The following is a 25,847-nucleotide window of genomic DNA, read 5'->3' as shown; positions in this document are numbered from 1 at the left end:
ACTAAGAAAGGTTGAATATTATATTAACAGCATGAGTATGATTCAATAAGAAAATAGTAATCCAACTATCTTCTTAAATACATCACTTGCCATTAGTTCACCACTTGCAGGTAATCCAGCCTTATTAATAGATACAATGATACTATACTTAGGATTATCAGTAGGGAAGTAACCACAGAACTCTACCGCATACATATCCTTAGTTCTATCCTCATTAGTAGATAATGAACTAGTTCCCTGCATACCTGCAACTAGTACCTTATCAGACTTGGCAGGTTGACATAATCCGTCAGTAATATTAAATGCTAGTGCCAGTTTCAAGCTATCAATACTAGCCCTACTTGCTATTTGAGGATTAATAACTACTACACTATCCTTATATAGTTGAGGCTGTATCATCTTCCCATTATTGGCGATAGCATTATAAAAGGTTAGTATTTGGATAGGTGATATTTGTTGATTATATCCAATACTTGACCATGCAAAATCACTCTTAGCCCAATTGTTATCTTTAGGAGTTACAAAGTATGCAGGATTTAGATTGGCTATTCCATTGATACTATCTGGTTTACCATAGTTCATATTAGCAAGTAAATCAAAGTACGATTGGGGATTATTACCAAATGCTTTCTCCATTGTCTTATAAATGGCAATATTGGAACTAGTTGCCAATCCTTCTTGTACTGTAAGCTCACCATATCCACCTCTATGCCAATTATGGTCTTTAAGCTCTCTGCCATGAACTTGGTAGATACCATTTCCAGTATCAACCTTATCACTCAACTTCACCTTACCAGTTTCTAAAGCTGCCAATAGCGATATTGGGTGCATCAGACCAGTAGACTGCCATACAGAGAAGTTCTCGCATGGTTGGTAGTTCGTACTGTCTTTCCTAGTAAGTCCAACCAGAGCTTTTATTTGCCCTGATTGAACTTCCATTACTATAGCCTGCCCAGATTGGGCATTTATCTCTGACAACTTGCTTTCCAATATGGCAGTAGCATTAGTTTGTAATGTACTATCTATAGTGGAGATAGGTGCTGTTACTTGCTGTCTGGATTGGCAAGATACTCCAATTACTAATGATAGATACAATAATGAACTATTCCTTAAACATGTCATCATTAATTCCATATTTATTACATAAACTTCTTATTTTAGCCTTAATAATAATATCATACTCTTTAACATCATACTGCTTACCTTTGATAGTCAAAGAGGTAATGTTGTATATCCGTATGCGATTAATGTAGTTTATATAAGCAATCTTTAGCTCCTTAAAGAAGTTCATTCCCTGTGTAGGCGTAAAATTAGCATAAACTTCATCTTCCAACATCATTAATATCTGTTGTAAGAAGAGTTCACATTGCCTTTGTTCCTTTGCAATGTGCACATTCCTTTTAATTTCATTCCAGAATCCCATAATCAATCATCAGCATAAACTAAACTATCTCCTTGCTCTGTCTTATAACGTATAGGCTTGGAACCAGAAGCATAAGAATGATATAATGATATAGCTCTTTGAATGTTACTAGAAGTTGAGAAATTAAAGAACGAACCAAATAAGTTCATTACCTCAATTAACGGTCGCAAGTATTCCACTCTATATTCCATATATCCCATACTCCTTAGCTGTCCCCTCACAATCCTACAAAGTTCCCTTAGTTCTGGAGGTATTGATTTGACCTTAACACTTTTAACAGGATTACAGTTTATTAATTTATCTGTAGCATTAATAATCGCTGTAGTATCTTTACTAGAGAATTTTATATACATCATAATCTTACGAATTAGAGTTCTTAACAATAGTATGGAAGGAAGCGTAAGAGAGCGGTCTCCCTATTGCTTGCATTACTGTTTCAAAGCTTCTTATTTCTTCTGGAGTAGCAAGACCGTCAGAATTAATCAAATGGTACATCATAAACGGTAGTTGCGATTTAACACTATCGTCTAATGATTTAATAGCTGCTATTACTTCCGTATCGGTCATATTCTTCAATTGTGGTAGTTCCTCTAACGGAATAGAGAGTTTATTCATAAGTTGAAATATATACATCAACTCATTATCATTTGGTCTTCCGTCAACTGCTGCCAACTCGACAAGCAATTTACCTAATACAATTATCCCTTGCGTTCTCATAATATATATATCCCCCATTCTTCTAATTGGTCTGCTACATTATTTATGGTTGTAGTTGCAAGTGTCATCCAATCGAACATACTTCCTGTTGACACTCCGTCAGACCATTGTACTGGTATTTTAACAAAGCTAGAGGGATGCATATTGTTTGAATATTCCTGAATTACTTGCATGTGCATCATTAATTTGTTATTTATATCACGGATTTCTGAAGTATGACTCTGGCAATAATACTTACCTTTCTCCTCAATTGTTAATAAGCTCATTATAAGAGGATTAATAATTCTAACTTCACGTTGAATGATTTCAATCCGTATTTCTTCTTCTGATTTACCAAATAATCCCATAATCTATCTATTATAATTGTGTTTATATATTCTACTTTACATATACGATATACCCATTCAACCTTTCATAGTGAAGGGTATATAATCTAAATAATCCTTGTTAAAAGGTTGAATATAATTCTGTGGATTCATTCTACTATCTGATAATAGAACTGAATAGGTAAATAAGTAGTATGTCTGCTTCTTATAGATATTGATTTATACTTCCCAATTCTCCCCAAGAAAGTAGTTAATCATAGTATTTAAAGTATTAGAGAACCGATAGCATATAATTGACTGCTATAATACTTTATCTTGTCACAAATATAATAATTACTTAGTTTATTTACCCAAAGATTTTAATATAAAAATGCCTAATCTCTGGATTTAGTAAAGATTTTAACAGTCTACATACTGTTTGAGAGGTAGGAGCTAGTTGTAAATATGCCTGTTCCATAGTCTATTATTAGTTGTACCTAGTTCCCAATAGATACAATTCTACATACAAAAAAGGTGTGGGAACTATCAGCATATCTGTCTCTAGGTATCGCCAAACACCCACACTACAAATACACACAAGTTGCCCACACCTAGACTATGATATTCTGTTAAATAACAGGTATATAGCCAAGTATGGGCGTTGTGCATATCCTCGTAGTGTAAAATTTTGGCGAAATTCAGAGACAAGGATAATGCAAAACGCCTTTCGTTAAATAAATATGTTATTCCATTACTGGAACGGCACAAATATACAAAAAGCGTTTGTATTATAACTAAACCTGTGTGTTAAAAACTAAGACAATCATAGGTATTTAATAGTTCTTCCTGTCTCAATCCCAAGTATCTTTTAGTAATTGATACACTGGAATGATTGAATAGCTCCATGAGCTTAACAAGTGCAAGCTCCGAATTATCACTGTTCATATTATAAACCTGTCTGCCAAAAGTCTTTCTAAGAGAATGGCAACTGAAATTGCCTATATGCAACTTATACTTCTTCTTAATCTCTTTCAGCATGACATTGATTCTCTGAACTGTATACACTGTCCCCTTCTGACTTATCAATACAGGCGCATTTATGCCAACTGGATTTATATGCTCATAACAATCTCTGATATGTTGCTGTAGCTGCATATTAATCCTAATTGTCCTTTGCTTCCCTGTCTTAATCTCTATAATGGTAAATTCTTCTGCATCTAGTATCTGATTCCACCTCAAAGCAAGAATATCAGAAATTCTTAGACCTGTGAAGCAACCCAAAGCGATAAGAAGTGACATCTTATAATTACTATCTCTTGCCAACTTTCTTATTAAGTTCATCGCTTCGCTCCATTGCAAATAATCTGCTGTTGTACTTGAATATTTAAGTGACATAACGTTCTGTTTTATAGTGAAACTAATAAAAGTGAATATTAATTTTGAGTTGGAATATCTAACTTGCTGATTACTAGCTAAACATTCACTAATCATCAAAGTGAATATTATTAAGTAAGGACACTAAGTAAATAATGTCCTTACTTCATTCAACCTATATAAAAGGTAGGTGAGCTTCATCCAACACGCCACTGTCAACTATCCGTTTGCAAAGTTCGTGTGATGCCTGATTCCTAAGGTCTGTGCCATAGTTTTTATTACCAACCATGCGAATAATTTCCACTATGGTTTTCATTAATTCCTGCTGTAGTGTACGGTGATAATACCTTGTACTTTCAGCAAACCTTTTAGGATTCCAACTATAATCATTCAAGGCTCTTTCAAGTTCTTGCGCTGCCTTGTATTCGCGACTGCCTTCTATTACCATATTCCAAATATTTAAGAGGTTTATAAATAGAAAGAGTACCTATATATAGTATATAGATACCCTTATTAGTTCTTCATGTACTACTTCACCGTAATAATCTTGTATATAGTCCAAATAATCATCAAGAAGAATACAATAGGTGAAATTGCACACATAACAAGTAACAAGATAATCCAAGATATAACGACTAATAACGCTTGTAACATAATCTTTTGAGTATTAATAGGTAATGAATAATAAAGGGACACCCTTATTATATGGATGCCCCTTTTAAGTACTCTGTAATACCACTAACTAAGAAACCATTGATACTTGTCATCACCATGTAAAGCGGAACATATACCCGTTGCAAGTTCTGTAGCATTATAGGCTCTATCCAAAAATGAATCTATATAGCTGCTCTTATTTGCACCTGTGAGCAAGTTGTAAAACTTCCACATAGACAAATCATTTCCCAAGCTGCCAAAGTTCTCATCATTGATATAAGCCTTAGCCACATTGTTAACCTGTGTATCAGTAAGCAACATTTTAGGTATATCTTTCTGATAGCCTTGCGGTAATGACTGATAAAGTCTCATTCTTCCAAGTAGTTGGCAGAACTGATGCTCCGTCATACTGGTATTGCCTAAAGACTGCATCAAATGTATGTGTTTGGCTGCATCGTATTTGTGGAACATTTCCAATACCGCTTGATATAAATCCCTTGTATTGGTAACTTCCAAGCAACTAAGATAACCGTCCGTAGATACACATAGATTTGTGCAAACCTTACAAGTAAAGCCAATAAACACTTTAAAACGCTCCGCACCTTTCTTTGAATAAAGATTGGTATGGTTATAAGCTCTGACACCGCCAATAGTAAGGGTTAGCCTGTTACCGTGCACTGTCTCATAGATAGTAGGAACTTCAATAACAAAAGCGCACCTCTCGTAGTAGATAGTCTTGTCACTCTCTAATAACTGGTTGGCTGGCTTATGAATTGCTTCGGGAATCCTACCCTTGATTACATGAGAAACACGAATATCTGGCGATTCAATTTGTTCACCGCTAAAGAATGTATTGGTTGCATCCTGTACCGCTTCAATGAAAGCCACATGAGATAATGTAGCTTCGTTGTCCTTTGCGAATACGGGTATAATACAATCATTCCTTAGATGTTCCATACTGGCTTCAATTGTATTAGCTTCAATGAATAGAGGTCACTTCTGCTTAATAACAGGCTCTTCAATTATTACCGCTTCTTCTGCAAATTCACCAAAGTTTCTACTAGTTCTCTGTACTGGCATAATCTGTAATGTTGATTCCATAATCTGTAATTTATTAAGTTAATATTAGAAATTCCTCTGTCTGAAAGCTAAGCAAGCCACAATCAGTATTAATAATCCAATAAAGAACTGTGGCATTAAGACTACTGGCACAATTAGAATTATTCCAAACGTCAATAAAATCTTTAAACTCTCCATACGCATAATAATAGATTAGTAAATAGTGTATTTAAGGACAAAATGAGGGCTTAACATGAAGTACTATTCATTCACTTATCTTTGTGCATCTTTATATGTAGACATATACAAATCATTGATAAGTCCGCATATTTCAGAAGTTCAAAAGGTTTGTGGGCTGAATAGCAATTCATGTTATCCTTTCATTTTTCCTAATGATTGGTATGGGGGTGTAGAGTAGTTACACCGCTATAGAGTGCATAACATATACCTCATGCTCACCGTCTGACTAATAATTTCACTCTATCACTGCATAAAGTCTAAATAGAAACACTACCTAAATCTAAAGGGGCGGGGGTATGATTTTAGATACTACCAAATTTGAGTTGGGGTATATAATATAAATAAATCTCATTAAAAGGTAGTACGCTAATATATCTATATATTGTCAGATTCAAATAGATTGGCTATATTTGCATAAACTCATAATTATATGAATTATGAAATATATTAATGAATTTCACAAGCAATGGATAGAGCGTACCCGCCAATCAATAATCTCTTGGAGCAAGCAACCTGTATCACCAGAAGAAGTAAGGAAGCAACAGGAGAAGTTGAACCAACAGAGGGCTATAAGGGAAGGCAAATTAAAGAACTGATAGTATTTGCCAACGCCAACAACTTATGGATTGACTTGTCACACCTCAATAATACTCAACTAAAGAAGTAATTTGGATATATGTGTAGAGGAATAAAATCCCCAACCTTATAATATGAATCTCATTAAAAGGTAGTGGTAGTATTCTTATCAAATGCTATCTCTGTCATTATTAATTCGACTTCATAAGCATATAAAGACTATATATTACAGTCAGAGGTCAAATTATACCCTCTCTTAATATAATTAATAACAGGTATAAAATGACCTCTTTACTTACTTATTAAAGCTAAGAATTATATTAGGTAGTAAATCTCCTGTAATGGGATACCACTCTCTTCTCTGTTTGGCTTCATCATTGCTTATTAGTAATTCATTAGGAGTAAGTTCCAACCTATCGGGAAACAGTTTTAACAATCCCGCTTGGAATAATTCAATATTATACTTGAATACTGTATTCTTACTTATTCCCAACTTATTAGCTATTCCTATGTTAGTAAGAGGAATAGTATTATTCTCTGCAATTAATAATAGCTTGATATAGTACCCTTTCACTTTCACACTTAGCTTAACTTGGGTAAACTTATGGGATAATGTGATAAAGCCTTTGTAATCCATGGCAGGTATCTTATACAGACTTCTCATTGTAAATTCATATACAGGGTGGTTGATTGGGCTGGGGTATTTCTTTCTTGTCAATACTGTGTCCATGCTCTTATTGAAATTCTTTAATGTGCTTTCCTTCTCACCTGTAATCTTGGCTATATCTTCAATCCGTAGTCTTACATTATAATAGCTGTTTCTGTACAGAGACAGACAAAAGAATCTATACAGGTCAGGCTCATTTAAAGCATTTAACATTGATTTATTAATGGTTGCATTATGAGTTCTTATGCTTGTCCTGTTTATTAGATGTCTTTGGGCAATATTCATTAGTAGCTGATTGAACATTATCGGTAAATAACAAATCTCTCTTCTCCCGTTCCAACTTGTAATAGTAGGCTGTGCCAAAGTAAATCTTGGCTTCCTTCCTGTTGGCAAACTGCTTTCCTGTAGGTAAATGGATTATCATAATAATTAATCGGTTAGTCTCTGTAATGGGATATATACAGTATAATATCTTCCGTTCCTGTGTACCCTGCGTTTCATGTAGCCATTAAATTGCGCCCACATTCCGATTTGAAGTTTATTGTCCCGTACATTATTCTTCAAGGCTTTAATTCTGATTTCATGATAGGTAAGTTCTTTCATAGTAATTAATAAGATTAGAATAGGTTTGTAGTAGTGAATCTCGGTAGGTTGCAGATAATCTGAATGTTATGTCATTTGAGGTATTGCAAAGGTAATAAATGTCAGTGGCATTGCCTAATCATTATACCACAATCGGGAATGACAGACTACAGGATAAAATAAATCCCGATAATCCAAGTTGGGGATAACCGGACTATCAGGATTATAACATATTCAACCTTTTATGAGGTGGGGCATATAAATTGAACATTCTTCCCTAAAAGGTTGAATGGCTGTACTACACTTTCTCTCTTACAAGCAACAGGGCTTTATCCTTCTTAATCCATACTTCTTTAGTTTCAAAGTATGAATTGATACTTTGGGCTGTTATCTTATTAGGCGGAGTAACTCCCAATAACTCGAATATACGAATCAGTTCTTCTTTAATATAGGTTAGTCTGTACTTCATTCCTACCTTGAATGAGGTCTTTATCAGTTGGATAGTCTCCGTTCCTTTGGCTCCCAACAGGTATTGTGCAACTATCATCCGCTTCTTGATTTCAGGATAGGAGTAATCCAGTTCTTCAATCACTTCCTTACCTACCAGTTCGTATGCTTCAACTATGAATGAATCCGTTCTTCTCAAATCAGCTTTAAATTCACGTTCCTGTTCTGTAAGGTCATTATTGCCTAGATATTCCAGTAACTTGACAATCTGCGTTCTCCTATCCTTTGTGCTAAGCGTCTTCAACCCCCGTTTGAATCGTAGGTCTTCATCTGTAAGGGCGGGACGGTCAGACAATGCAAATACGGAAGGCGTTAATATATCATTATGCTGTTCATAAGCCCGTTGAAGTGACTTCGCATCCCGATAATATCCAGTTACCAGTGCATCATTTATATAGTTGTCAACAGCAAACCAGTTCTTGTTACCGTCTATGTCCAACATCTGATTGAATGGCAAACTGTCCATTGCAGCTTTATATGCTACCCTTGCACCTTTACTGGCTGCCGCATCATAAAATGTTTTGAGTGTATTATATACTTCCTCGCTTGTCCTGACAAACTCATCCAGTTCTTCCTCGGTTCTCTGTGGCAGTTCGTACTTGGTATTGGTAACGTGGGTGACAGCCGTTATTCCATTTCTGAATCTGCCTATAATCTGGACTACATCGGAATATGGGTCAAACATGGTCTGTTCTGCAAAGTACACATCAGTAACCAGTATGACATAAGGCTTGAAGTCCAGTTCAATATCCACCGCATTAAAGAAGCGACTGGTAAAGAAGTTGTATTGGCTCATCCTCTCTATATCCCAGTTCTCATAACATCGGTTGAAGTTATTCTGCTTTAACTTGTCTATGCTCTTGGGGGCGCAGAATACGGAAGACTTGTCAAACAGTTTAAGTTGGGATATTATAGAGTAGATAATATCTACAGAATTTATGAATATGAAGAAAGGTCTGTCTTTGTCTTGTCCTGTTATGAATGGCATCCAACCAAATTCCTCCCAAACTTCCCTTAATATGTTGGTTGAAGGCTTTATATCAATCTCCTTAGCGTAATCGTATGTAGGTTCAATCTTAATGATACTGAAACCGTTCTCTTCAAAACGTGGGTCACTGAATTTAAGCGGAGTTGCAGATACCAGTGCCTTCCCCTTGAACTTGAAGAAGTCATTCATAGGCAGGACAATATCACTTCTATAATCCACGTCCTTTATAGTCTTGTGAGCTTCATCAATAAGTAGGAAACAGGTATTATATATCTTGCCGTTAAATATCAGAAACGCATCTTTAACCTTCGTGAAGCTTTCGGGTGTAGTGAGTATCTTATAATATTTCCCCCTGCTTGCTCCTAGATATTTGATAATCCTGTCAGTAGTGACACCCTCATAGACACCCAGCAAATTGTCATTCTTATGTTTGTCGGAATTACATTTACCGATTATTACAGGAACGTTCGGTTCTATGATAATGGAATGTCTTTGAGCCTTAATCTCGCTATAAGTCGCACCGATACCTGTCAGGGTCTTATAAAGAATGACATTGGACGGTATTTCTTCCAATACATCTGACAGATGTTTGTCCGGTGAATCAATCTCGATATATGTGGTTTCCATTTATTAAAGTAAAATAAAGTCACGTGCCTTTAGATATTCCAACAGCTCGTCTGTCTTCTTTAATTTAAATATCACCTTCCCGTTATCAAATGCCGATATGGCTCTTACAAATCCGCTTCCGTCTCTAGGCAGAGGACTGAACTGTACTGTCATTTTGCTTTCAATGAAGTTCTTCAACATACATAACTGGAAGTCTTCCTCTGTTTCTATCTCTCCCTGTATTCCGAACGGTTTCGCATCTATGTCCTCAACCTCACCATTGACAAGATAGTTCATAAGCCAGTAAACGTTATCTTCCTTAAAGATAACATATTTAAATGCGCTGACAGTTTTTGATTCAATCCATGCGCATGAGTAATTGGTTATGTCCTCATTGAAGAAGCCTATTGTAAGCTTCTCACCTCTAAGCATAAGTTTCTTTATTTGATTATGCGCATCAGAATTGCCGTAATTGGATAGTTTATGTTTCATGTGTAATGTTGTATAATTAAATGCTTCAAATATATAAATAAAATCCCACCTGCAATAATTACAAGTGGGATTAATTGAAAGTACTATAACAAGTTCTTCATTGCATCATTTAATTGCCTGTTCTCAAAGCTATCCAAATAAATTTGTGTCACCCTTTCCGAACTATGCCCCAACGATTCGCTGATAACAGAAGTAGATACTCCGGAACGTTTCAAAACTGTCGCATAGGAATGGCGGGCGACATAACTGGAAATCTTTAATTCAATACCCAACTCCTTTCCAATATCAGCCAAATATCCATTAACGTTATCCAACACATCATATATCCGGTTTCTTATTTGCCGTGGTGTCCGCTCACGATTATCCAGTACTGGAAATACATATTTACGTTGTGAGGAACGATAGCGGTTCACTATCTCAACAGCCTTCTCTTGTAACGGTAACATTATTAACTTCTTCGTCTTCTGACGAATATACACCAAACGTTCACCGTCAAAGTTCTTATCTGTAAGAAAAGCCATGTCCGTGAAGTTAATGCCACCCATTAAATAAGAGAACGTAAACATATCAACCGCCAATCTCTTATAGAAACGTGCCCTTGACACATCATATTCAATAACCTGCTTCACCTGTTCTTTTGTTATAGCACGTTTAGCTGTCTCCTTATGCAATTTAGAGACTTTGTATTTTTTAAACGGATAACAATCCACCTTCACTATACCTTCAGCCAAAGCCAAGTTATAAACAGCCCGCAATGTCCTAAAACGTATGCCAATGGTATTATCCGCCAAATTACAGCATCTCAACCAAGATTCATACGCTTTTAACCAATTTACATCAATTTCGGAGAAGTAAATGTCTAAATGCCCTCTATACTTCAACAGAGAGTTACATACCTGTTGTACAGAAAGCGCATACCCTAACCTACCCTCGTCTTTAAGTTGAGCTATATACTCATTAAACAGTTCACCGACCGTTCTAGCCTTCTGTACAGGCACAACTGCTTCAATCAAAGATGCAGATGAATACTCCCGATTCTCCGCAGAGAACTCAAGCACACATTCAGCATACTTCTGTTCATGCTCATTAATAACCTTTATTAACTGTTCCCTATTGGGACAATTACGCTTAGGACTATTCTTCTTAAAATCCCAATATTTAGGATTTACAGAGATTCCAAGACCGACATACTTCCGTTTGCCGTCTTTGCACACACAAATCATTAATGGATGCTCACCATTACTAAGAGTTTTAGACCTGTAACACAACACATTAACCGTTGCTTTCATACACATTTCCGGTTTACATCTTGGTTTACATAAGTCGCATAAATCAACCTTAAAACGGGCTAAAATCAGGATTTGAGACAGAATGAATCAGTGATAAACGGACAAATAAAAAGCTCCGTAAACCATTGATTTACAGAGCTTTGCCGAGTACTCGAAGCGGGACTTGAACCCGCACAGCCGCAATGGCCAAAGGATTTTAAGTCCTTCGTGTCTACCATTCCACCATTCGAGCATCCTTTCAAAGAAAGAGCGGAAAACGAGACTCGAACTCGCGACCCTAACCTTGGCAAGGTTATGCTCTACCAACTGAGCTATTTCCGCGTTTTTTCAACGGGTGCAAAGATAAGCAGTTTACTTGTTTCTGCCAAATCTTTTCGGAGGAAAGTTTAAAAAACTATCCTCCGAAAGTTCTTTTTATCTTCCAAGCAGCGCTTTCTCCGCCTTCTCCATCCCACAGAAGTTGAATCCATCAACAACTTGTTGCATCAGAGCAGAAATCTCCGCGTTACAAAGGTTACCGATACTTCCTTCATGAGTGTGATGTACTTCTTTACTATGAGAAAATTTACCGGCTTCAATATCCAGCCCTACTTTTTTATATGCATCACGGAAAGGCATACCTTCACGTGCCAGACGATTCACCTCTTCTACACTAAAAATAAGCAAGTACTTATCATCATCAAGAATGTGTTCATTTACTTTAATCTCGTCTATGATATAGGTTGTCATCTGCAAACAATCCTTCAATTCCTGGAAAGCCGGCAAAAAGACCTCTTTGATAATCTGCAAATCACGGAAATAACCGGAAGGCAGGTTGTTGGCAATCATCATAATCTGTTGGGGAAGCGATTGCAGTTTGTTGCATTTGGCACGTGTAAGTTCAAACACATCCGGATTTTTCTTATGGGGCATAATACTGGATCCCGTAGTACAATCGTCGGGCAACTTCACAAAACCAAAGTTCTGACTGTTGAACATACAGGCATCGAAAGCCAGTTTGGCAATTGTACCGGCAATCGTAGCCAATGCAAAAGCAACATTACGCTCCAACTTTCCACGTCCCATTTGCGCATACACCACATTGTAGTTCATCGAATCAAACCCAAGCAGTTCAGTCGTCATTGTACGGTTCAGCGGGAAAGACGAACCATATCCGGCAGCAGACCCCAACGGATTACGGTTACACATTTTGAACGCAGCTTGCAGAAACATCATATCATCTACCAGACTTTCAGCGTAAGCGCCAAACCATAATCCGAAAGAAGAGGGCATGGCAATCTGTAAATGAGTATAACCAGGCATCAATACATTTTTATACCGCTCACTTTGGCGAGCCAACACATGAAAGAGTTGTTCTACCGCTTCAGCTATTTCCTTAATTTGCGTACGGGTAAAGAGTTTCAAGTCCAGCAACACCTGGTCATTTCGCGAACGGCCGCTATGGATTTTCTTTCCTATGTCACCTAAACGGCGGGTCAGCATCAATTCTACTTGGGAATGAACATCTTCCACTCCGTCTTCTATAACAAATTCCCCTTTTTCAGCCGAAGCATAAATATTCTTCAATTCAGCCAGCAACAGTTCCAGTTCTTCTTTCGTCAACAAGCCAATGCTCTCGAGCATCGTAATGTGAGCCATAGAACCAAGCACATCATGCTTAGCCAAATAAAGATCCATCTCCCGGTCACGACCAACCGTGAAGCGTTCAATATCTTTATTCACCTGTACGGATTTCTCCCAAAGTTTCTGTGCCATAAGCTTTCTCAAATAATAGCAGATTTAATAATTAATAATTGCCAGCATTTCAACCATCTTCTCCAGACCTTCCTGAAGAGGTTTCTGCACCATTGCTTTCATAAACGGATTAATATCCATTCCGATGGTTACTTTCATCTTACATTCTTCCTCGCCAGTTTCAACCAGTTGGATCCACATATTAAAAGGGATTGGTGAATTAGTCGTTGCTAACTTTATACATTTACAGGGTTCACGTTCTATTATTTGCAGTGTCAGTTGCCCAACAGGCGGCACACTAAAGCTCAATGTATCTGAATCAAAGCTCAAATCCTGCACCTTATCTTGCGGCAAACGATCTTTGACAGCTTCCAGATTACTCAAGTCCGAAAGTTTGTTATATACACGTTCCTGACTGTAAGGTATTACCTTAACACTACTTTCAAAATTACTCATAATATTCTTTTAGTATAAAACAAAAAAAGAACAATCCGGCCAATTCATGTCCGAATAGTTCTTTTTTCACAAATATGTTTTAAAACAAAGTCCTTATTTTCCAGCATCCCAATGAGCGGGGTCTTTACGCCATTCGTTCAATGTCTGTATGTCTTCTTCTTCAATGTAACCTGTACGAAGAGCCACATCGAGCACAGCTTCGTAATTGGTCAATGTCACCAAAGTCACTTTGGCATTCTTAAATGCCTCTTCAGCAACAGGGAATCCGTAAGTATAAGCCGCAACCATACCAATCACTTCGCAACCATCGCGACGAATTGCTTCCACAGCCTTCAAACTGCTACCACCCGTAGAAATCAAATCTTCTACCACTACAACTTTCATACCCGGACGAAGTTCACCTTCGATCAGGTTTTCCAATCCATGGTCTTTGGGGGTAGAACGAACATACACGAACGGTAAATTCAATGCATCAGCCACCAAAGCTCCCTGCGGGATAGCACCAGTCGCCACACCTGCAATCGCATCCACCTGTCCGAATCGCTCCAATATCAGACGTGTAATTTCAATCTTCACAAAATTACGAAGAGAAGGATAGGACAGAGTTTTACGGTTATCACAGTAAAAGGGGGATTTCCATCCTGAAGCCCATGTGAAAGGGTTAGCGGGTTGAAGTTTAATAGCTTTAATCTTCAACAGTTTCTCCGCAAATAGTCTCTCTAAGTTTTTCATAACTAAACTAACTATTAATTATTTGCCGCAAAAGTACAGAAATTGAACGAGAATAAAAAGAAGAATCCGTTTATTTTTTCAGCCAATTTGTTCCTCCTCATCGGGAACGTCTATACAACGCTTGATATCTTTCAGTTCAAATCCACGGCTCATGGCAAATCGCATCAGTTTTCCATTCAGTTCATATTCATCTTGCGCATGAATACTTTTCCGTTTGGACGCCAACAAATTACGCAGAATGGAAAGATATTCATCTTCATCAATCTCATTCAGATAACGCCACGCCACGTCAGAGGGAATCCGCTTCATATAGAGCCCCTGGGCTATTTTCATCTTTCCCCACTTGGCAAACCGGAACTTATCGTTCACAAAAGCCCTGCAGAAACGTTCATCATCGATAAACTTCTCCGCTTCCAGTCGGTTAAGAATACGCGCAATGGTATCATAGGCAATTCCCCAACGTTGTAACTTCTCATTTATTTCTGCCCGGCAATGCTCGGCAGTAGAGCAATAAGAGGCAACACGATTTAAAGCCTCTTCATCTGTTAATTGTGCACTCATCGGTTAGCTGTAACTATTCTATCTTTTCCAAATATGTCTTTTATAACACGAACATCACGATATTGGTTCATTTCAAGTATGTGTACTGTTTCCCGGCCATAAGCCTGGTTTATTTCAAAATAAAGTCTGCCGCCCGGCAAAAGCAAATCACGGCCCAAATCTGCAATCCGGCGATAGAACCGCAACGGGTCATCATCAGGAACAAATAAGGCAAGTTCCGGTTCCCAATCAAGTACATTGGCGTCCATTCCGTCCTTTTCCGCTTCTGTCACATAAGGCGGATTACTGACGATAATATCAAAAGAAGAGGTTTTCTCCCAATCATCGGATAAAACATCTCTTTGCCGAAACACGACGCCTGCTTCCAGTTCCTCATTATTAGCGTATGCAATTGCCAATGCATCTTCCGAAATATCCCACGCCTCTACTTTAGCATTCGGAAGTTTTTTAGCCAAAGAGATCGCGATACATCCGCTCCCCGTACCTATATCTAATAAGTGGCGGGCATCCGTATTCTCCCGGGCGATTAAATCCACCAATTCCGCAGTCTCAGGACGAGGAACCAGTACGCCGGGAGCCACTTTGAATCTCCTTCCATCAAACTCCGCAAAGCCACGAATGTACTGTATCGGCTCGTTTTTCTGCAAACGGAATATAATGTTTTCTAATTCACGCTCTTTGCATTCGGATAAAATTATATCTTTGCCGAGGTAAATATCAAGCGCATCCAAACATAACATGTCGCAACAGATCAGCATTGTAAGAGCTTTGACCTCTTCCGGCGGATAAATATCCTGCAAGGACTGGCGTATGTAAGTAGTGATACGATTCATATATTTACAATTTCGGACTGCAAAAGTAAGAATAATATAGCGAAGAGCACCAAAATGGAAGAAGAAAAATACATGAGACGCTGCATTGAGCTCGCCGGGAACGGGTTATGTAATGTATCTCCCAACCCAATGGTAGGGGCTGTCATCGTGTGTGACGGACGTATTATCGGTGAGGGTTATCATATTCGTTGCGGAGAGGCACATGCCGAAGTTAACGCCATCCGTTCCGTCAAAGATGAGTCTTTATTGAAACGCTCCACAATCTATGTAAGCCTGGAACCTTGTTCCCACTATGGGAAAACACCGCCTTGCGCCGACTTGATTATCGAGAAACAGATTCCGCGCATTGTCATAGGCTGCCAGGATCCTTTTTCTGAAGTAGCCGGACGCGGTATTCAAAAGTTACGGGACGCCGGACGGGAAGTAACAGTGGGCATATTAGAAAAAGAATGCAAACATTTGATTCGCCGTTTTATTACTTTCAATACACTTCACCGCCCTTTCATCACATTGAAATGGGCTGAATCAGCCGATCATTTCATTGACATAGAACGCACTGACGGCAAGCCGGTGATACTTTCCTCTCCACTTTCTTCCATGTTGGTGCACAAAAAAAGGGCAGAAGCCGATGCTATCATGGTAGGCCGGCGGACAGCCTTACTGGACAATCCATCATTGACTGTACGCAACTGGTATGGACGTAATCCAATACGCATCATTTTAGACCGCACCTTATCTCTTCCAAAGGATTTACAAATATTCGACGGAGAAATTCCAACATTAATCTTTACAGAGAAAGAACGGCCGGAAAAGAAGAACGTTACTTACATCACCATTGATTTCAGTCATAACCCACTGATACAGATTATGAAAGAGCTATATCAACGTAAGATACAATCGTTATTGGTTGAAGGCGGAAGTCAATTGCTACAATCATTCATTGACAATGAACTATGGGATGAAGCATTTATTGAGAAGTGCCCCAGCAGGTTACATTCCGGTGTTAAAGCACCTGAAATAAGCGATAAATTTAGTTACTCGACGGAAAAACACTTCGAAAGACAGATTTGGCATTACGTTTATCGAAATTAGCTAAAATAGTCCTGTTCAGGGAGTTTTACGTCGATAAAAACAGTGTTATTATCTATAATTTTATATAAAACTTGCCGGTATTGTTCTTTATCGGAAAAAATGTTTCTATTTTTGCAACTTGTAAATAAACACAATCTTTCAAATGAGAATAAAGTTTTTATCATTCATTGCGAGTTTTTTCATGGTGTCATTTGTTATAACGTCATGTCTTGATGACGATAATAACATCGAATATAGCCCAGATGCGACTATACATGCGTTTGCACTTGACACAATTGGTGGATATGGAGTAAATTACAAATTCACTATTGATCAGATTAAAGGTCTCATCTATAATGAAGACTCCCTCCCGGTTCATGCAGATACGATTATTAACAAAATCTTAATCAAAACATTAACTACCGCATCAGGCGTTGTTACAATGCCAAACAAAGAAGGGCAAGATTCGCTTATCAATATAAGTGATTCTATTGACCTCACCAAATACATTAATGCTCCTGATAAGAATGATTACTTGAAACTAAAAGTCTGGACTCAAGATTTACAAAGCAACAAGGAATACCGTCTGAGCGTACGCGTACATTATTTAGATCCGGACACTCTTAATTGGGGAAATGGAAAAGATGAAAAGCCGGCAGCATTTACAAAGAATTTTTCTAATGGAAACATTACTGGTAAACAAAGAGCTGTGATTCTCGATAACAATATACTTGTTTACTATATGTCAGGTAATGTTCTCAATGCATACAAGACTACTGTTTCAGATGGGAAGACATGGAAGGAAGTCGATAATATACAAGGATTACCGACAATTACATCCTTTGACCTTTCATCTATTATTGAGTACAATGGTAGTTTATATATGGTTGCCGATAATCAGATATATTGGTCTGAAGATGGAGTAGAATGGGCACTACACAATTTATTAAATCGTAATAATTTAAAATTTGCAACCTTATTAACTGCAATTCAGCCCGACTCGGAAAATCCTAATAACAAAAAAGCGGGTATTTCTGCAATAGCATCTATGGACAATGGATTGACCTACAATTTCTGTATGACAAACGAAAATACAAATATGTGGAATATAGGTGAAGAGCTACCTGCTGATTTCCCAACAAGAAATATATCTTCGACAGTCGGTTTTTCCGCCACAAATGTACCTTTTATTGTTTCGATGGGAACCATTATAGCACGAGATGATAATGAAGAAGATGGAGACGACGACGAAGAAGAAGAAGAAACTCCCCAACCAATAGTACCATGGAGTTCTTACGATGGTTTATCATGGATTGATTTATCAACCAGTTCTGCAGCATATTGCCCGATGTTGAATTCTCCATCTATTATTGCCTATAATGAAGAATTCTATGCATTCGGAAATGACTTTAAAGTATTCTATACCTCACCTTCCGGCATAACATGGAAAGAGGCCAGTAAGAAATTCTATTTCCCGGAAGAGCTAACGAAAAGAGCTGGTGCAAACTACTCTATAGTCATTGATGACAACCAGTTTATTTGGATTATTTGCAGTAAAGATGACACTGGCTCAGATGAAGTATGGCGAGGTCGTCTCAATAAACTAGGATTCGATAAAAAATAACAAGAAGTGAACTTCGAAAAGATGTCCTATATAGAACAAATAGACAAAACTCGGATACCCCAACACGTAGCCATCATCATGGATGGCAACGGACGATGGGCAAAGCAACGAGGTGAAGAACGTACTTACGGTCACCGTGCAGGCGCAGAAACGGTACAGAGAATTACTGAGGATGCAGCCCGCGTGGGAGTGAAGTATCTGACCTTGTACACGTTTTCCACCGAGAACTGGAATCGACCGCAAGACGAAGTAGCGGCTCTGATGAATCTATTGCTAGATTCTATTGAAGAAGAGACACTGATGAAAAACAATATCCGCTTCAATGTAATCGGTGATTTCAAAAAATTGCCGGACGAAGTTCAGAAAAGTTTGACATCATGTATAGAACATACGGCTGGAAATACCGGGATGTGCCTGGTATTGGCTCTCAGTTACTCTTCCCGTTGGGAGATAACGGAAGCTGTCCGGCAAATAGCGATACAGGTTGAAAAGGGAGAACTATCCCCCGAACAAATAACAGATGAATGTATCGCATCTCATTTGGAAACGAAATTTATGCCCGATCCGGATTTATTAATCCGCACGGGGGGAGAAATCCGACTAAGCAACTATTTGCTATGGCAATGTGCTTATTCGGAACTTTATTTTTGTGATACCTTTTGGCCGGACTTCAATAAGGAAGAATTCTACAAAGCCATTTGTGAGTATCAACAACGGGAACGCCGCTTCGGCAAAACCAGCGAACAAATCAGCTAACATAACTTGAAACATCAAATTATAACATAAATGCATTATCGTATTTCCTATCTATTCATAACGTTTATCTGCCTGTGCTCCTTTGCGACAACAGGTATTGCGCAAAATGCCAGCACTGATGAAGACTCAAAACCTGTCATCTTATACTCGGGAACACCTAAAAAGTATGAGATAGCGGACATCAAAGTCGAAGGTGTGAAGAATTACGAAGACTATGTGTTGATTGGACTATCCGGACTATCGGTAGGACAGACAATCACTGTGCCGGGCGACGAAATCACCGGAGCAATCAAGCGTTATTGGCGTCACGGTTTGTTCTCAAATGTACAAATCACAGCCGAGAAAATAGAAGGCAACAAGATCTGGTTAAAAATCAGCCTGACACAGCGTCCACGTATATCAGATGTACGTTATCATGGCGTTAAGAAGTCCGAACGTACCGATTTGGAAGGCAAGTTAGGTATGGTGAAAGGTATGCAGATTACTCCGAATACCGTAGACCGTGCCAAGACATTGATTAAACGTTACTTCGACGATAAAGGATTCAAGAACGCAGAAGTCATCATCTCACAGAAAGACGATCCTTCCAGCGAAAACCAGGTAATTGTCGATATCGACATTGACAAGAAAGAGAAAATCAAAGTCCACGCCATTGAAATCGTTGGTAACTCCGCTATCAAAGCTTCCAAGCTGAAACGGGTGATGAAGAAAACCAACGAGAAAGGTAAACTTCGCAACCTCTTCCGCACAAAGAAATTCGTGCCGGAAAACTACGAGGCGGATAAGCAACTTATCATCGACAAGTATAATGAGCTTGGATACCGCGATGCTATGATTGCCAAAGATAGCATCTCACAATATGATGAAAAAACAGTCAATGTATATCTAAACATAGACGAAGGCCAAAAATATTATCTCCGTAATGTAACTTGGGTGGGTAATACACTTTATCCTTCCGAACAGTTGAACTACCTGCTTCGTATGAAGAAAGGGGATGTATACAACCAGAAGTTATTGAACGAACGTATCTCTACGGATGATGACGCTATCGGTAACCTATATTACAACAACGGCTACCTGTTTTACAACCTCGATCCGGTGGAAGTAAACATTGTCGGCGACTCTATCGACCTCGAAATGAGAATCTATGAAGGCCGCCAGGCTACCATCAACAAGATCAACATCAGCGGTAATGACCGTTTGTATGAGAACGTTGTCCGTCGTGAGCTTCGTATCCGCCCGGGACAACTGTTCAGCAAGGAAGACTTGATGCGTTCTTTGCGTGAGATCCAGCAGATGGGACACTTTGACCCGGAAAAACTACAACCGGACATCCAGCCGGATCCGATGAACGGAACTGTTGACATAGGTTTGCCGCTGACTTCAAAAGCAAACGACCAGGTAGAGTTCTCGGCAGGTTGGGGACAAACCGGTATTATCGGTAAGTTAAGCTTGAAGTTCACCAACTTCTCCGTTGCCAACTTGCTCCATCCGGGTGAAAACTACCGTGGTATCCTGCCGCAAGGTGACGGACAGACATTAACCATCAGTGGACAAACGAATGCTAAATACTATCAATCGTACAGTATTTCATTCTTCGACCCCTGGTTTGGCGGAAAGCGTCCGAACTCATTCTCAGTATCAGCTTTCTTCTCTGTACAGACAGATATCAGTAGCCGTTACTACAATTCCAGCTACTTCAATAACTACTACAATAGTATGTATAGCGGTTATGGCGGTTATGGTATGTACAACTACGGTAACTACAACAACTATGAAAATTACTATGACCCTGACAAGTCTATCAAGATGTGGGGACTTTCCGTAGGTTGGGGTAAACGTTTGAAATGGCCGGATGACTACTTCACACTCTCCGCAGAGTTGGCTTATCAACGCTATAACCTGAGTGACTGGCAATATTTCCCGGTAACCAACGGTAAATGTAATGACCTGAGCATCTCGTTGACTTTGGCACGTAACTCCATTGACAATCCAATCTTCCCGCGTTCGGGTTCTGACTTCTCTTTGTCAGTTCAGTTCACACCGCCTTACTCGCTGATGGACGGTAAAGATTATAAGGGATATTATAGCAATCCAGAGACCGGTAGCATAACCCAGGACAACATGAATAAGCTCCATAAATGGATTGAATACCACAAATGGAAATTCAAAGGCAAAACATATACTCCGCTGATGGATCCGGTTGCTCACCCGAAATGTCTGGTATTGATGACACGTACGGAATTCGGTCTGTTGGGTCACTACAACCAATACAAGAAATCACCGTTCGGCACATTCGACGTAGGTGGTGACGGTATGACCGGTTATTCAACCTATGCAACGGAAAGTATCGCCCTGCGTGGTTACGAAAACAGCTCATTGACCCCGTACGGTTCCGAAGGTTATGCTTATGCACGTCTCGGCATCGAATTAAGATATCCGTTGATGCTGGAAACAAGTACTAACATTTATGTGTTAGGTTTCCTTGAAGCAGGTAACGCATGGCATGATATCAAGAAATTCAATCCGTTCGAGTTGAAACGCTCCGCCGGTGTCGGTGTTCGTATCTTCTTGCCGATGATTGGTATGATGGGTATCGACTGGGGTTACGGTTTCGATAAAGTATTTGGTTCTAAACAATATGGCGGAAGTCAATTCCACTTTATCTTAGGACAAGAATTCTAATGTATCACAAAAAACTAAACGTCATGAGAAAATCTATTCTATTAATCATGTTGCTGTTTGCAGTCGGTATGACGGCAAACGCACAGAAATTTGCACTGATCGATACGGAATATATTATGAAGAATATTCCGGCTGCTCAAAGCGCCAATGAGCAAATGCAAGAAGCTACGAAAAAATACCAAAGCGAAGTAGAAGCTCTGGCAAAGGAAGCACAGAAGATGTTCCAGGATTACCAGGCGAAATCTTCCACACTCTCTGCCTCACAAAAGACAAAGAAAGAGGACGAGATCGTAGCTAAGGAGAAAGAAGCAGCCGAACTGAAACGTAATTATTTCGGCCCGGAAGGCGAATTAGCCAAGATGAGAGACAAGCTGCTGACTCCGATTCAAGATGATATTTATGAAGCTGTGAAAGCCATATCACAACAACATGGATATGACATAGTGGTCGACAGAGCCTCTGCTGCAGGTATAATTTTTGCAAATCCACGTATAGATATTAGTGATGAAATACTAAGAAAATTAGGATATTCAAATTAATTTCATACATTTGCATCCGGAAATAACTAAAAATCATTCAAATAAATTATAGAACTATGCTAAAAAAAATTGCACTTGTAATGTTGCTTGCACTCCCAATGGGTGTATTTGCACAGAACCTGAAATTCGGTCATATCAATGCACAGGAGATTATCACTGTAATGCCGGAATTTACTAAAGCCCAAAACGACATTCAAACATTGGAAAAACAACTCACAGCCGAACTTCAAAGAACTCAGGAAGAATTCAATAAAAAATATCAGGAATTCCAACAAGCTATCGCCAAAGACTCTCTTCCGGCCAATATCGCTGAAAGAAGACAGAAAGAGTTGCAGGATATGATGCAAAGACAAGAACAGTTCCAGCAAGATGCCCAACAACAGATGGCAAAAGCACAGAATGACGCAATGGCTCCTATCTACCAGAAGTTGGACGGTGCTATCAAAGCTGTTGGCGCGGCAGAAGGTGTAATCTATATCTTCGACCTGGCAAGAACTCCGATTCCATATGTTAATGAAGCACAAAGCATCAACTTAACAAACAAGGTTAAGGCACATCTCGGTATCAAATAAGTATAGATACCTGAAGAAAGAAATTCTAAAAGAGAAAGCGAAAGAAGTTTAAACTTCTTTCGCTTTCTCTTTTTTTGGCGTACATTTGCGTATATAAATCCTGTTTGTCATGAATCAACATCTATCACATATACCCGGCCCCATTGGAGTGTTCGACTCCGGTTACGGTGGTCTGACCATCTTGGACAAGATAAGAGAAGCATTACCGGAATATGATTATATGTATCTGGGAGATAACGCCCGCGCCCCTTACGGAACACGCTCTTTTGAAGTCGTATATGAGTTCACCCGGCAAGCTGTCAACAAACTATTCGAGATGGGATGCCATTTGGTGATATTAGCCTGCAACACAGCTTCCGCCAAAGCTTTACGCAGTATTCAAATGAATGATTTGCCGAATATTGATCCGGCACGCCGCGTACTCGGGGTGATTCGTCCTACCGTAGAATGTATCGGCAACATTAGCAAGAACCAGCATATCGGTGTACTGGCAACGGCAGGCACCATCAAATCCGAATCTTATCCGCTAGAAATACATAAGCTGTTCCCTGACATTCAAGTAAGCGGAGTAGCATGCCCAATGTGGGTGCCATTAGTAGAAAATAATGAATCGAAAAGCGATGGAGCCGACTACTTCATTCGCAAATACATCGACCAATTACTCTCAAAAGACCCGCAAATAGACACCGTCATCCTGGGATGTACCCACTTCCCGCTCCTTCTTCCTAAAATCCGGCAATATATCGCCAATGACATTAGTGTAATCTCACAAGGCGAATATGTGGCGGAAAGCCTGAAAGATTATTTAAGAAGGCATCCGGAAATGGACGCAAAGTGCACAAAGAACGGAAACTGCCAATTTTACACCACAGAAGCAGAAGAGAAGTTCTCTGAATCAGCGTCTACATTTCTAAACCGTGAAATTAGCGTAAAACACATAACGCTCGAATAAATATTACGGAAAGAATAACCATTTGTCCCTCTTTATTGTTATATTTGTAGGTAACAACCCCTAATACCATAAAATCATGAAAGAAGAAGATTTTAGCAAGTCAATAGAAGTATTCTCCGGTTCTCCATGGGAAGCCGAAATCATCAAAGGGTTATTAGAGAGTAATAATATCCTCTGCGTTATCAAAGACGGGATTATGGGAACACTCGCTCCTTATATCGCCCCTTCCGTTTCTATCCTTGTCACTGAGGAGCAATACGAAGCCGCCACGGAACTTATCAGAAGCCGTGCCGAGAAAGATAGCGACTGATACGATTCAAACTTTCTTTGATATTCTCCAATGAATCAGCATAGGAGAAACGTACATACCCTTCCCCTCCCGTTCCAAAGTCCACGCCGGGAGTAATGCCGACATGCGCATGTTCGACACATCGAACGCAAAGCGATAAGAGTCGGTGGTAAATTTACGTGCATTGGCAAAAACATAAAATGCGCCTTGCGGTACTACCTTGATTTCAAATCCTATCTCCCGAAGACGGGCAATCATATATTTCCGACGCTCATCATAAATTTGCCTCATACGCTCAACATCCGGGTCAGCCTGACGCAATGCGGCAATTCCTGCTTGTTGGGCAACACCGAACGCACAGATTAATAAGTCCCGTTGCAACTTCTGCTAAGATAATTCTTTCTAGCCTGTTTTTGTAACATATCGGCAAAAATATCTATATTTGTACTTTCAAATCGTTAGTAAAGATGAAACAGGAATTTACACGAATCGCAGTAAAAGTAGGAAGCAATGTATTGGCACGTCGCGATGGAACGCTGGACGTCACCCGCATGTCGGCACTTGTCGACCAAATAGCGGAATTACATAAATCCGGTGTGGAAATCATTATGGTTTCTTCGGGAGCCGTTGCTTCCGGACGCAGTGAAATACACCCGCAAAAGAAACTCGACAGTGTAGACCAGCGTCAGCTATTTTCTGCTGTCGGGCAGGCTAAACTAATCAACCGCTACTACGAACTTTTCCGTGAACACGGCATTGCTGTCGGTCAAGTACTGACTACGAAAGAGAATTTTGGTACTCGCCGCCATTATCTGAACCAAAAAAACTGTATGACGGTGATGCTCGAAAATAATGTCATTCCTATTGTCAATGAAAACGATACGATTTCTGTCAGTGAACTGATGTTCACGGACAACGACGAACTATCCGGTCTCATCGCTTCCATGATGGATGCACAAGCGCTTATCATCTTAAGCAATATTGACGGCATTTATAATGGTTCTCCTGCCGATCCCAATTCTTCCGTTATTCGGGAAATCGGTCATGGCAAAGATTTATCCAATTACATCCAGGCATCCAAGTCCAGCTTCGGTCGGGGTGGCATGTTGACAAAAACAAATATTGCCCGCAAAGTAGCTGACGAGGGAATTACAGTCATCATCGCCAACGGGAAACGTGACAATATCCTGGTCGACTTGCTGCAATGCCCCGAAAATACACTTTGCACACGTTTTATCCCTTCAAAAGAAGCGGTATCCAGTGTCAAAAAATGGATTGCCCACAGTGAAGGATTTGCAAAAGGAGAAATCCATATCAATGAGTGCGCCACAGAAGTTTTAAACTCAGAGAAAGCGGTCAGCATACTTCCGATTGGAATCACCCGTATTGAAGGAGAATTTGAAAAAGACGACATTGTGCGCATCATAGATTTTCAAGGAAACCAGGTGGGCGTAGGAAAAGTCAATTGCGACTCAAAGCAGGCACAAGAAGCTATTGGGAAACACGGAAAAAGACCGGTCGTACACTATGACTATCTGTATATCGAATAAAAACAGTATCAACA

26 protein-coding genes, 2 tRNA genes and 3 pseudogenes are annotated in these 25,847 nt (G+C 39.3%); 10 read left to right on the top strand and 21 right to left on the bottom strand.

Annotated elements, in window-relative coordinates; all coding sequences use genetic code 11:
• Positions 1-42: 42 nt before the first annotated feature.
• From ACGHVY_RS18205 to ACGHVY_RS18170, 8 genes and pseudogenes are all read right to left on the bottom strand, one after another.
• The gene (locus ACGHVY_RS18205) at positions 43-1,125 is read right to left on the bottom strand and encodes a penicillin-binding transpeptidase domain-containing protein (protein ID WP_390600970.1); all 1,083 of its coding nucleotides are present in this window, start codon (positions 1,123-1,125) and stop codon (positions 43-45) included.
• The gene (locus ACGHVY_RS18200) at positions 1,103-1,423 is read right to left on the bottom strand and encodes a hypothetical protein (RefSeq protein WP_005681915.1); all 321 of its coding nucleotides are present in this window, start codon (positions 1,421-1,423) and stop codon (positions 1,103-1,105) included. Before ACGHVY_RS18200 ends, ACGHVY_RS18205 begins: the two co-directional genes overlap by 23 nt.
• A 2-nt stretch (positions 1,424-1,425) precedes the next feature.
• A complete protein-coding gene (locus tag ACGHVY_RS18195; RefSeq protein WP_005681914.1) occupies positions 1,426-1,779 on the bottom strand; it encodes a hypothetical protein in 354 nt (117 codons plus the stop codon).
• Between the two features lie 4 nt (positions 1,780-1,783).
• Positions 1,784-2,140: a TerB family tellurite resistance protein gene (locus ACGHVY_RS18190; protein ID WP_005681913.1), complete on the bottom strand. Its 357-nt coding sequence runs from the start codon at positions 2,138-2,140 to the stop codon at positions 1,784-1,786.
• Entirely contained in the window at positions 2,137-2,487 is a 351-nt protein-coding gene (locus ACGHVY_RS18185) for a hypothetical protein (protein WP_149922420.1), read from the bottom strand. Before ACGHVY_RS18185 ends, ACGHVY_RS18190 begins: the two co-directional genes overlap by 4 nt.
• A 765-nt stretch (positions 2,488-3,252) precedes the next feature.
• A complete protein-coding gene (locus tag ACGHVY_RS18180) occupies positions 3,253-3,840 on the bottom strand; it encodes a tyrosine-type recombinase/integrase (RefSeq protein WP_004323046.1) in 588 nt (195 codons plus the stop codon).
• Between the two features lie 154 nt (positions 3,841-3,994).
• Positions 3,995-4,267, bottom strand: coding sequence for a hypothetical protein (locus ACGHVY_RS18175; RefSeq protein WP_390600491.1), 273 nt, complete (start codon positions 4,265-4,267; stop codon positions 3,995-3,997).
• 290 nt (positions 4,268-4,557) lie between these two features.
• A pseudogene (locus ACGHVY_RS18170) lies at positions 4,558-5,574 on the bottom strand (DUF3871 family protein).
• A 664-nt stretch (positions 5,575-6,238) separates the two neighbouring features.
• Between ACGHVY_RS18170 and ACGHVY_RS18165 the strand changes: the two are divergent.
• Positions 6,239-6,436: pseudogene (locus tag ACGHVY_RS18165) on the top strand (hypothetical protein); the annotation flags it as partial.
• Between the two features lie 207 nt (positions 6,437-6,643).
• Here ACGHVY_RS18165 and ACGHVY_RS18160 read toward each other — a convergent pair.
• The 12 genes from ACGHVY_RS18160 to prmC form a co-directional block, all read right to left on the bottom strand.
• Positions 6,644-7,300 (bottom strand): hypothetical protein, encoded by a 657-nt coding sequence (locus ACGHVY_RS18160; protein ID WP_390600489.1) that lies wholly within the window; start codon positions 7,298-7,300, stop codon positions 6,644-6,646.
• Entirely contained in the window at positions 7,248-7,439 is a 192-nt protein-coding gene (locus ACGHVY_RS18155) for a hypothetical protein (protein WP_390600487.1), read from the bottom strand. Before ACGHVY_RS18155 ends, ACGHVY_RS18160 begins: the two co-directional genes overlap by 53 nt.
• A gap of 456 nt (positions 7,440-7,895) precedes the next feature.
• Entirely contained in the window at positions 7,896-9,719 is a 1,824-nt protein-coding gene (locus tag ACGHVY_RS18150; RefSeq protein WP_390600486.1) for a DEAD/DEAH box helicase family protein, read from the bottom strand.
• Positions 9,720-9,722: 3 nt separating this feature from the next.
• Positions 9,723-10,190: a hypothetical protein gene (locus ACGHVY_RS18145; RefSeq protein ID WP_390600484.1), complete on the bottom strand. Its 468-nt coding sequence runs from the start codon at positions 10,188-10,190 to the stop codon at positions 9,723-9,725.
• Between the two features lie 83 nt (positions 10,191-10,273).
• On the bottom strand, positions 10,274-11,479 hold the full coding sequence (locus ACGHVY_RS18140) for a phage integrase SAM-like domain-containing protein (protein WP_390600482.1): 1,206 nt from the start codon (positions 11,477-11,479) through the stop codon (positions 10,274-10,276).
• A 148-nt stretch (positions 11,480-11,627) separates the two neighbouring features.
• A tRNA-Leu gene (locus tag ACGHVY_RS18135) sits at positions 11,628-11,711 on the bottom strand.
• Positions 11,712-11,727: 16 nt separating this feature from the next.
• Positions 11,728-11,800: transfer RNA gene (locus tag ACGHVY_RS18130), tRNA-Gly, on the bottom strand.
• 93 nt (positions 11,801-11,893) lie between these two features.
• The gene (gene argH / locus ACGHVY_RS18125) at positions 11,894-13,234 is read right to left on the bottom strand and encodes an argininosuccinate lyase (RefSeq protein ID WP_308746655.1); all 1,341 of its coding nucleotides are present in this window, start codon (positions 13,232-13,234) and stop codon (positions 11,894-11,896) included.
• 24 nt (positions 13,235-13,258) lie between these two features.
• The gene (locus ACGHVY_RS18120; protein ID WP_308746656.1) at positions 13,259-13,669 is read right to left on the bottom strand and encodes an SRPBCC family protein; all 411 of its coding nucleotides are present in this window, start codon (positions 13,667-13,669) and stop codon (positions 13,259-13,261) included.
• 93 nt (positions 13,670-13,762) lie between these two features.
• Complete coding sequence (gene pyrE, locus ACGHVY_RS18115) at positions 13,763-14,401, bottom strand: orotate phosphoribosyltransferase (protein ID WP_004299787.1); 639 nt, start codon at positions 14,399-14,401, stop codon at positions 13,763-13,765.
• A gap of 78 nt (positions 14,402-14,479) precedes the next feature.
• Positions 14,480-14,962, bottom strand: coding sequence for a regulatory protein RecX (locus ACGHVY_RS18110; RefSeq protein ID WP_390600480.1), 483 nt, complete (start codon positions 14,960-14,962; stop codon positions 14,480-14,482).
• Positions 14,959-15,795: a peptide chain release factor N(5)-glutamine methyltransferase gene (gene prmC, locus ACGHVY_RS18105; RefSeq protein WP_390600478.1), complete on the bottom strand. Its 837-nt coding sequence runs from the start codon at positions 15,793-15,795 to the stop codon at positions 14,959-14,961. The genes ACGHVY_RS18110 and prmC overlap by 4 nt, the downstream gene beginning before the upstream one ends.
• 54 nt (positions 15,796-15,849) lie before the next feature.
• Between prmC and ribD the strand changes: the two genes are divergently transcribed.
• The 8 genes from ribD to ACGHVY_RS18065 all read left to right on the top strand — a co-directional run bounded on the left by ribD (position 15,850) and on the right by ACGHVY_RS18065 (position 24,304).
• On the top strand, positions 15,850-16,887 hold the full coding sequence (gene ribD / locus ACGHVY_RS18100) for a bifunctional diaminohydroxyphosphoribosylaminopyrimidine deaminase/5-amino-6-(5-phosphoribosylamino)uracil reductase RibD (protein ID WP_390600475.1): 1,038 nt from the start codon (positions 15,850-15,852) through the stop codon (positions 16,885-16,887).
• A 142-nt stretch (positions 16,888-17,029) separates the two neighbouring features.
• Complete coding sequence (locus ACGHVY_RS18095; RefSeq protein WP_390600473.1) at positions 17,030-18,490, top strand: DUF6242 domain-containing protein; 1,461 nt, start codon at positions 17,030-17,032, stop codon at positions 18,488-18,490.
• Between the two features lie 21 nt (positions 18,491-18,511).
• Complete coding sequence (locus ACGHVY_RS18090) at positions 18,512-19,246, top strand: isoprenyl transferase (RefSeq protein WP_308746661.1); 735 nt, start codon at positions 18,512-18,514, stop codon at positions 19,244-19,246.
• 30 nt (positions 19,247-19,276) lie between these two features.
• Positions 19,277-21,931: an outer membrane protein assembly factor BamA gene (gene bamA, locus ACGHVY_RS18085; RefSeq protein ID WP_308746662.1), complete on the top strand. Its 2,655-nt coding sequence runs from the start codon at positions 19,277-19,279 to the stop codon at positions 21,929-21,931.
• A 23-nt stretch (positions 21,932-21,954) separates the two neighbouring features.
• Positions 21,955-22,470, top strand: coding sequence for an OmpH family outer membrane protein (locus ACGHVY_RS18080; protein ID WP_390600470.1), 516 nt, complete (start codon positions 21,955-21,957; stop codon positions 22,468-22,470).
• A gap of 56 nt (positions 22,471-22,526) precedes the next feature.
• Positions 22,527-23,042: an OmpH family outer membrane protein gene (locus ACGHVY_RS18075; RefSeq protein WP_308746664.1), complete on the top strand. Its 516-nt coding sequence runs from the start codon at positions 22,527-22,529 to the stop codon at positions 23,040-23,042.
• A 109-nt stretch (positions 23,043-23,151) separates the two neighbouring features.
• Positions 23,152-23,994: a glutamate racemase gene (gene murI, locus ACGHVY_RS18070; RefSeq protein WP_308746665.1), complete on the top strand. Its 843-nt coding sequence runs from the start codon at positions 23,152-23,154 to the stop codon at positions 23,992-23,994.
• A 76-nt stretch (positions 23,995-24,070) separates the two neighbouring features.
• Positions 24,071-24,304 carry a DUF2007-related protein gene (locus tag ACGHVY_RS18065; RefSeq protein ID WP_390600467.1) on the top strand — a complete coding sequence of 78 codons (234 nt, stop codon included), beginning with the start codon at positions 24,071-24,073 and terminating at the stop codon, positions 24,302-24,304.
• Here the strand turns inward: ACGHVY_RS18065 and ACGHVY_RS18060 are convergent.
• Positions 24,273-24,670: pseudogene (locus tag ACGHVY_RS18060) on the bottom strand (aminotransferase class I/II-fold pyridoxal phosphate-dependent enzyme); the annotation flags it as partial. The gene ACGHVY_RS18065 and the pseudogene ACGHVY_RS18060 overlap by 32 nt on opposite strands.
• Before the next feature lie 80 nt (positions 24,671-24,750).
• On the opposite strand from ACGHVY_RS18060, the gene proB reads away from it, so the two are divergent.
• Positions 24,751-25,833, top strand: coding sequence for a glutamate 5-kinase (proB, locus tag ACGHVY_RS18055; protein WP_390600465.1), 1,083 nt, complete (start codon positions 24,751-24,753; stop codon positions 25,831-25,833).
• The last annotated feature ends 14 nt before the right edge of the window (positions 25,834-25,847 follow it).

Source organism: Bacteroides sp. f07 (genome assembly GCF_042854785.1).
In the GTDB taxonomy this organism is placed as follows: domain Bacteria; phylum Bacteroidota; class Bacteroidia; order Bacteroidales; family Bacteroidaceae; genus Bacteroides.
Note: the sequence above shows the minus strand (reverse complement) of the source record. Positions and strands in the feature narration are given on the sequence as shown.

What these genes read in the sequence shown, in the direction of transcription:
- ACGHVY_RS18120 (WP_308746656.1), bottom strand. Translation starts at nt 13,669, where the DNA reads ATGAGTAATTTTGAAAGTAGTGTTAAGGTAATACCTTACAGTCAGGAA.
- argH (WP_308746655.1), bottom strand. Translation starts at nt 13,234, where the DNA reads ATGGCACAGAAACTTTGGGAGAAATCCGTACAGGTGAATAAAGATATT.
- bamA (WP_308746662.1), top strand. Translation starts at nt 19,277, where the DNA reads ATGCATTATCGTATTTCCTATCTATTCATAACGTTTATCTGCCTGTGC.
- proB (WP_390600465.1), top strand. Translation starts at nt 24,751, where the DNA reads ATGAAACAGGAATTTACACGAATCGCAGTAAAAGTAGGAAGCAATGTA.
- ACGHVY_RS18110 (WP_390600480.1), bottom strand. Translation starts at nt 14,962, where the DNA reads ATGAGTGCACAATTAACAGATGAAGAGGCTTTAAATCGTGTTGCCTCT.
- ACGHVY_RS18075 (WP_308746664.1), top strand. Translation starts at nt 22,527, where the DNA reads ATGCTAAAAAAAATTGCACTTGTAATGTTGCTTGCACTCCCAATGGGT.
- ACGHVY_RS18140 (WP_390600482.1), bottom strand. Translation starts at nt 11,479, where the DNA reads ATGAAAGCAACGGTTAATGTGTTGTGTTACAGGTCTAAAACTCTTAGT.
- ACGHVY_RS18095 (WP_390600473.1), top strand. Translation starts at nt 17,030, where the DNA reads ATGAGAATAAAGTTTTTATCATTCATTGCGAGTTTTTTCATGGTGTCA.
- pyrE (WP_004299787.1), bottom strand. Translation starts at nt 14,401, where the DNA reads ATGAAAAACTTAGAGAGACTATTTGCGGAGAAACTGTTGAAGATTAAA.
- ACGHVY_RS18080 (WP_390600470.1), top strand. Translation starts at nt 21,955, where the DNA reads ATGAGAAAATCTATTCTATTAATCATGTTGCTGTTTGCAGTCGGTATG.
- ACGHVY_RS18195 (WP_005681914.1), bottom strand. Translation starts at nt 1,779, where the DNA reads ATGATGTATATAAAATTCTCTAGTAAAGATACTACAGCGATTATTAAT.
- ACGHVY_RS18065 (WP_390600467.1), top strand. Translation starts at nt 24,071, where the DNA reads ATGAAAGAAGAAGATTTTAGCAAGTCAATAGAAGTATTCTCCGGTTCT.
- ACGHVY_RS18205 (WP_390600970.1), bottom strand. Translation starts at nt 1,125, where the DNA reads ATGATGACATGTTTAAGGAATAGTTCATTATTGTATCTATCATTAGTA.
- prmC (WP_390600478.1), bottom strand. Translation starts at nt 15,795, where the DNA reads ATGAATCGTATCACTACTTACATACGCCAGTCCTTGCAGGATATTTAT.
- murI (WP_308746665.1), top strand. Translation starts at nt 23,152, where the DNA reads ATGAATCAACATCTATCACATATACCCGGCCCCATTGGAGTGTTCGAC.
- ACGHVY_RS18150 (WP_390600486.1), bottom strand. Translation starts at nt 9,719, where the DNA reads ATGGAAACCACATATATCGAGATTGATTCACCGGACAAACATCTGTCA.
- ribD (WP_390600475.1), top strand. Translation starts at nt 15,850, where the DNA reads ATGGAAGAAGAAAAATACATGAGACGCTGCATTGAGCTCGCCGGGAAC.
- ACGHVY_RS18145 (WP_390600484.1), bottom strand. Translation starts at nt 10,190, where the DNA reads ATGAAACATAAACTATCCAATTACGGCAATTCTGATGCGCATAATCAA.
- ACGHVY_RS18190 (WP_005681913.1), bottom strand. Translation starts at nt 2,140, where the DNA reads ATGAGAACGCAAGGGATAATTGTATTAGGTAAATTGCTTGTCGAGTTG.
- ACGHVY_RS18180 (WP_004323046.1), bottom strand. Translation starts at nt 3,840, where the DNA reads ATGTCACTTAAATATTCAAGTACAACAGCAGATTATTTGCAATGGAGC.
- ACGHVY_RS18185 (WP_149922420.1), bottom strand. Translation starts at nt 2,487, where the DNA reads ATGGGATTATTTGGTAAATCAGAAGAAGAAATACGGATTGAAATCATT.
- ACGHVY_RS18160 (WP_390600489.1), bottom strand. Translation starts at nt 7,300, where the DNA reads ATGAATATTGCCCAAAGACATCTAATAAACAGGACAAGCATAAGAACT.
- ACGHVY_RS18090 (WP_308746661.1), top strand. Translation starts at nt 18,512, where the DNA reads ATGTCCTATATAGAACAAATAGACAAAACTCGGATACCCCAACACGTA.
- ACGHVY_RS18175 (WP_390600491.1), bottom strand. Translation starts at nt 4,267, where the DNA reads ATGGTAATAGAAGGCAGTCGCGAATACAAGGCAGCGCAAGAACTTGAA.
- ACGHVY_RS18200 (WP_005681915.1), bottom strand. Translation starts at nt 1,423, where the DNA reads ATGGGATTCTGGAATGAAATTAAAAGGAATGTGCACATTGCAAAGGAA.
- ACGHVY_RS18155 (WP_390600487.1), bottom strand. Translation starts at nt 7,439, where the DNA reads ATGATAATCCATTTACCTACAGGAAAGCAGTTTGCCAACAGGAAGGAA.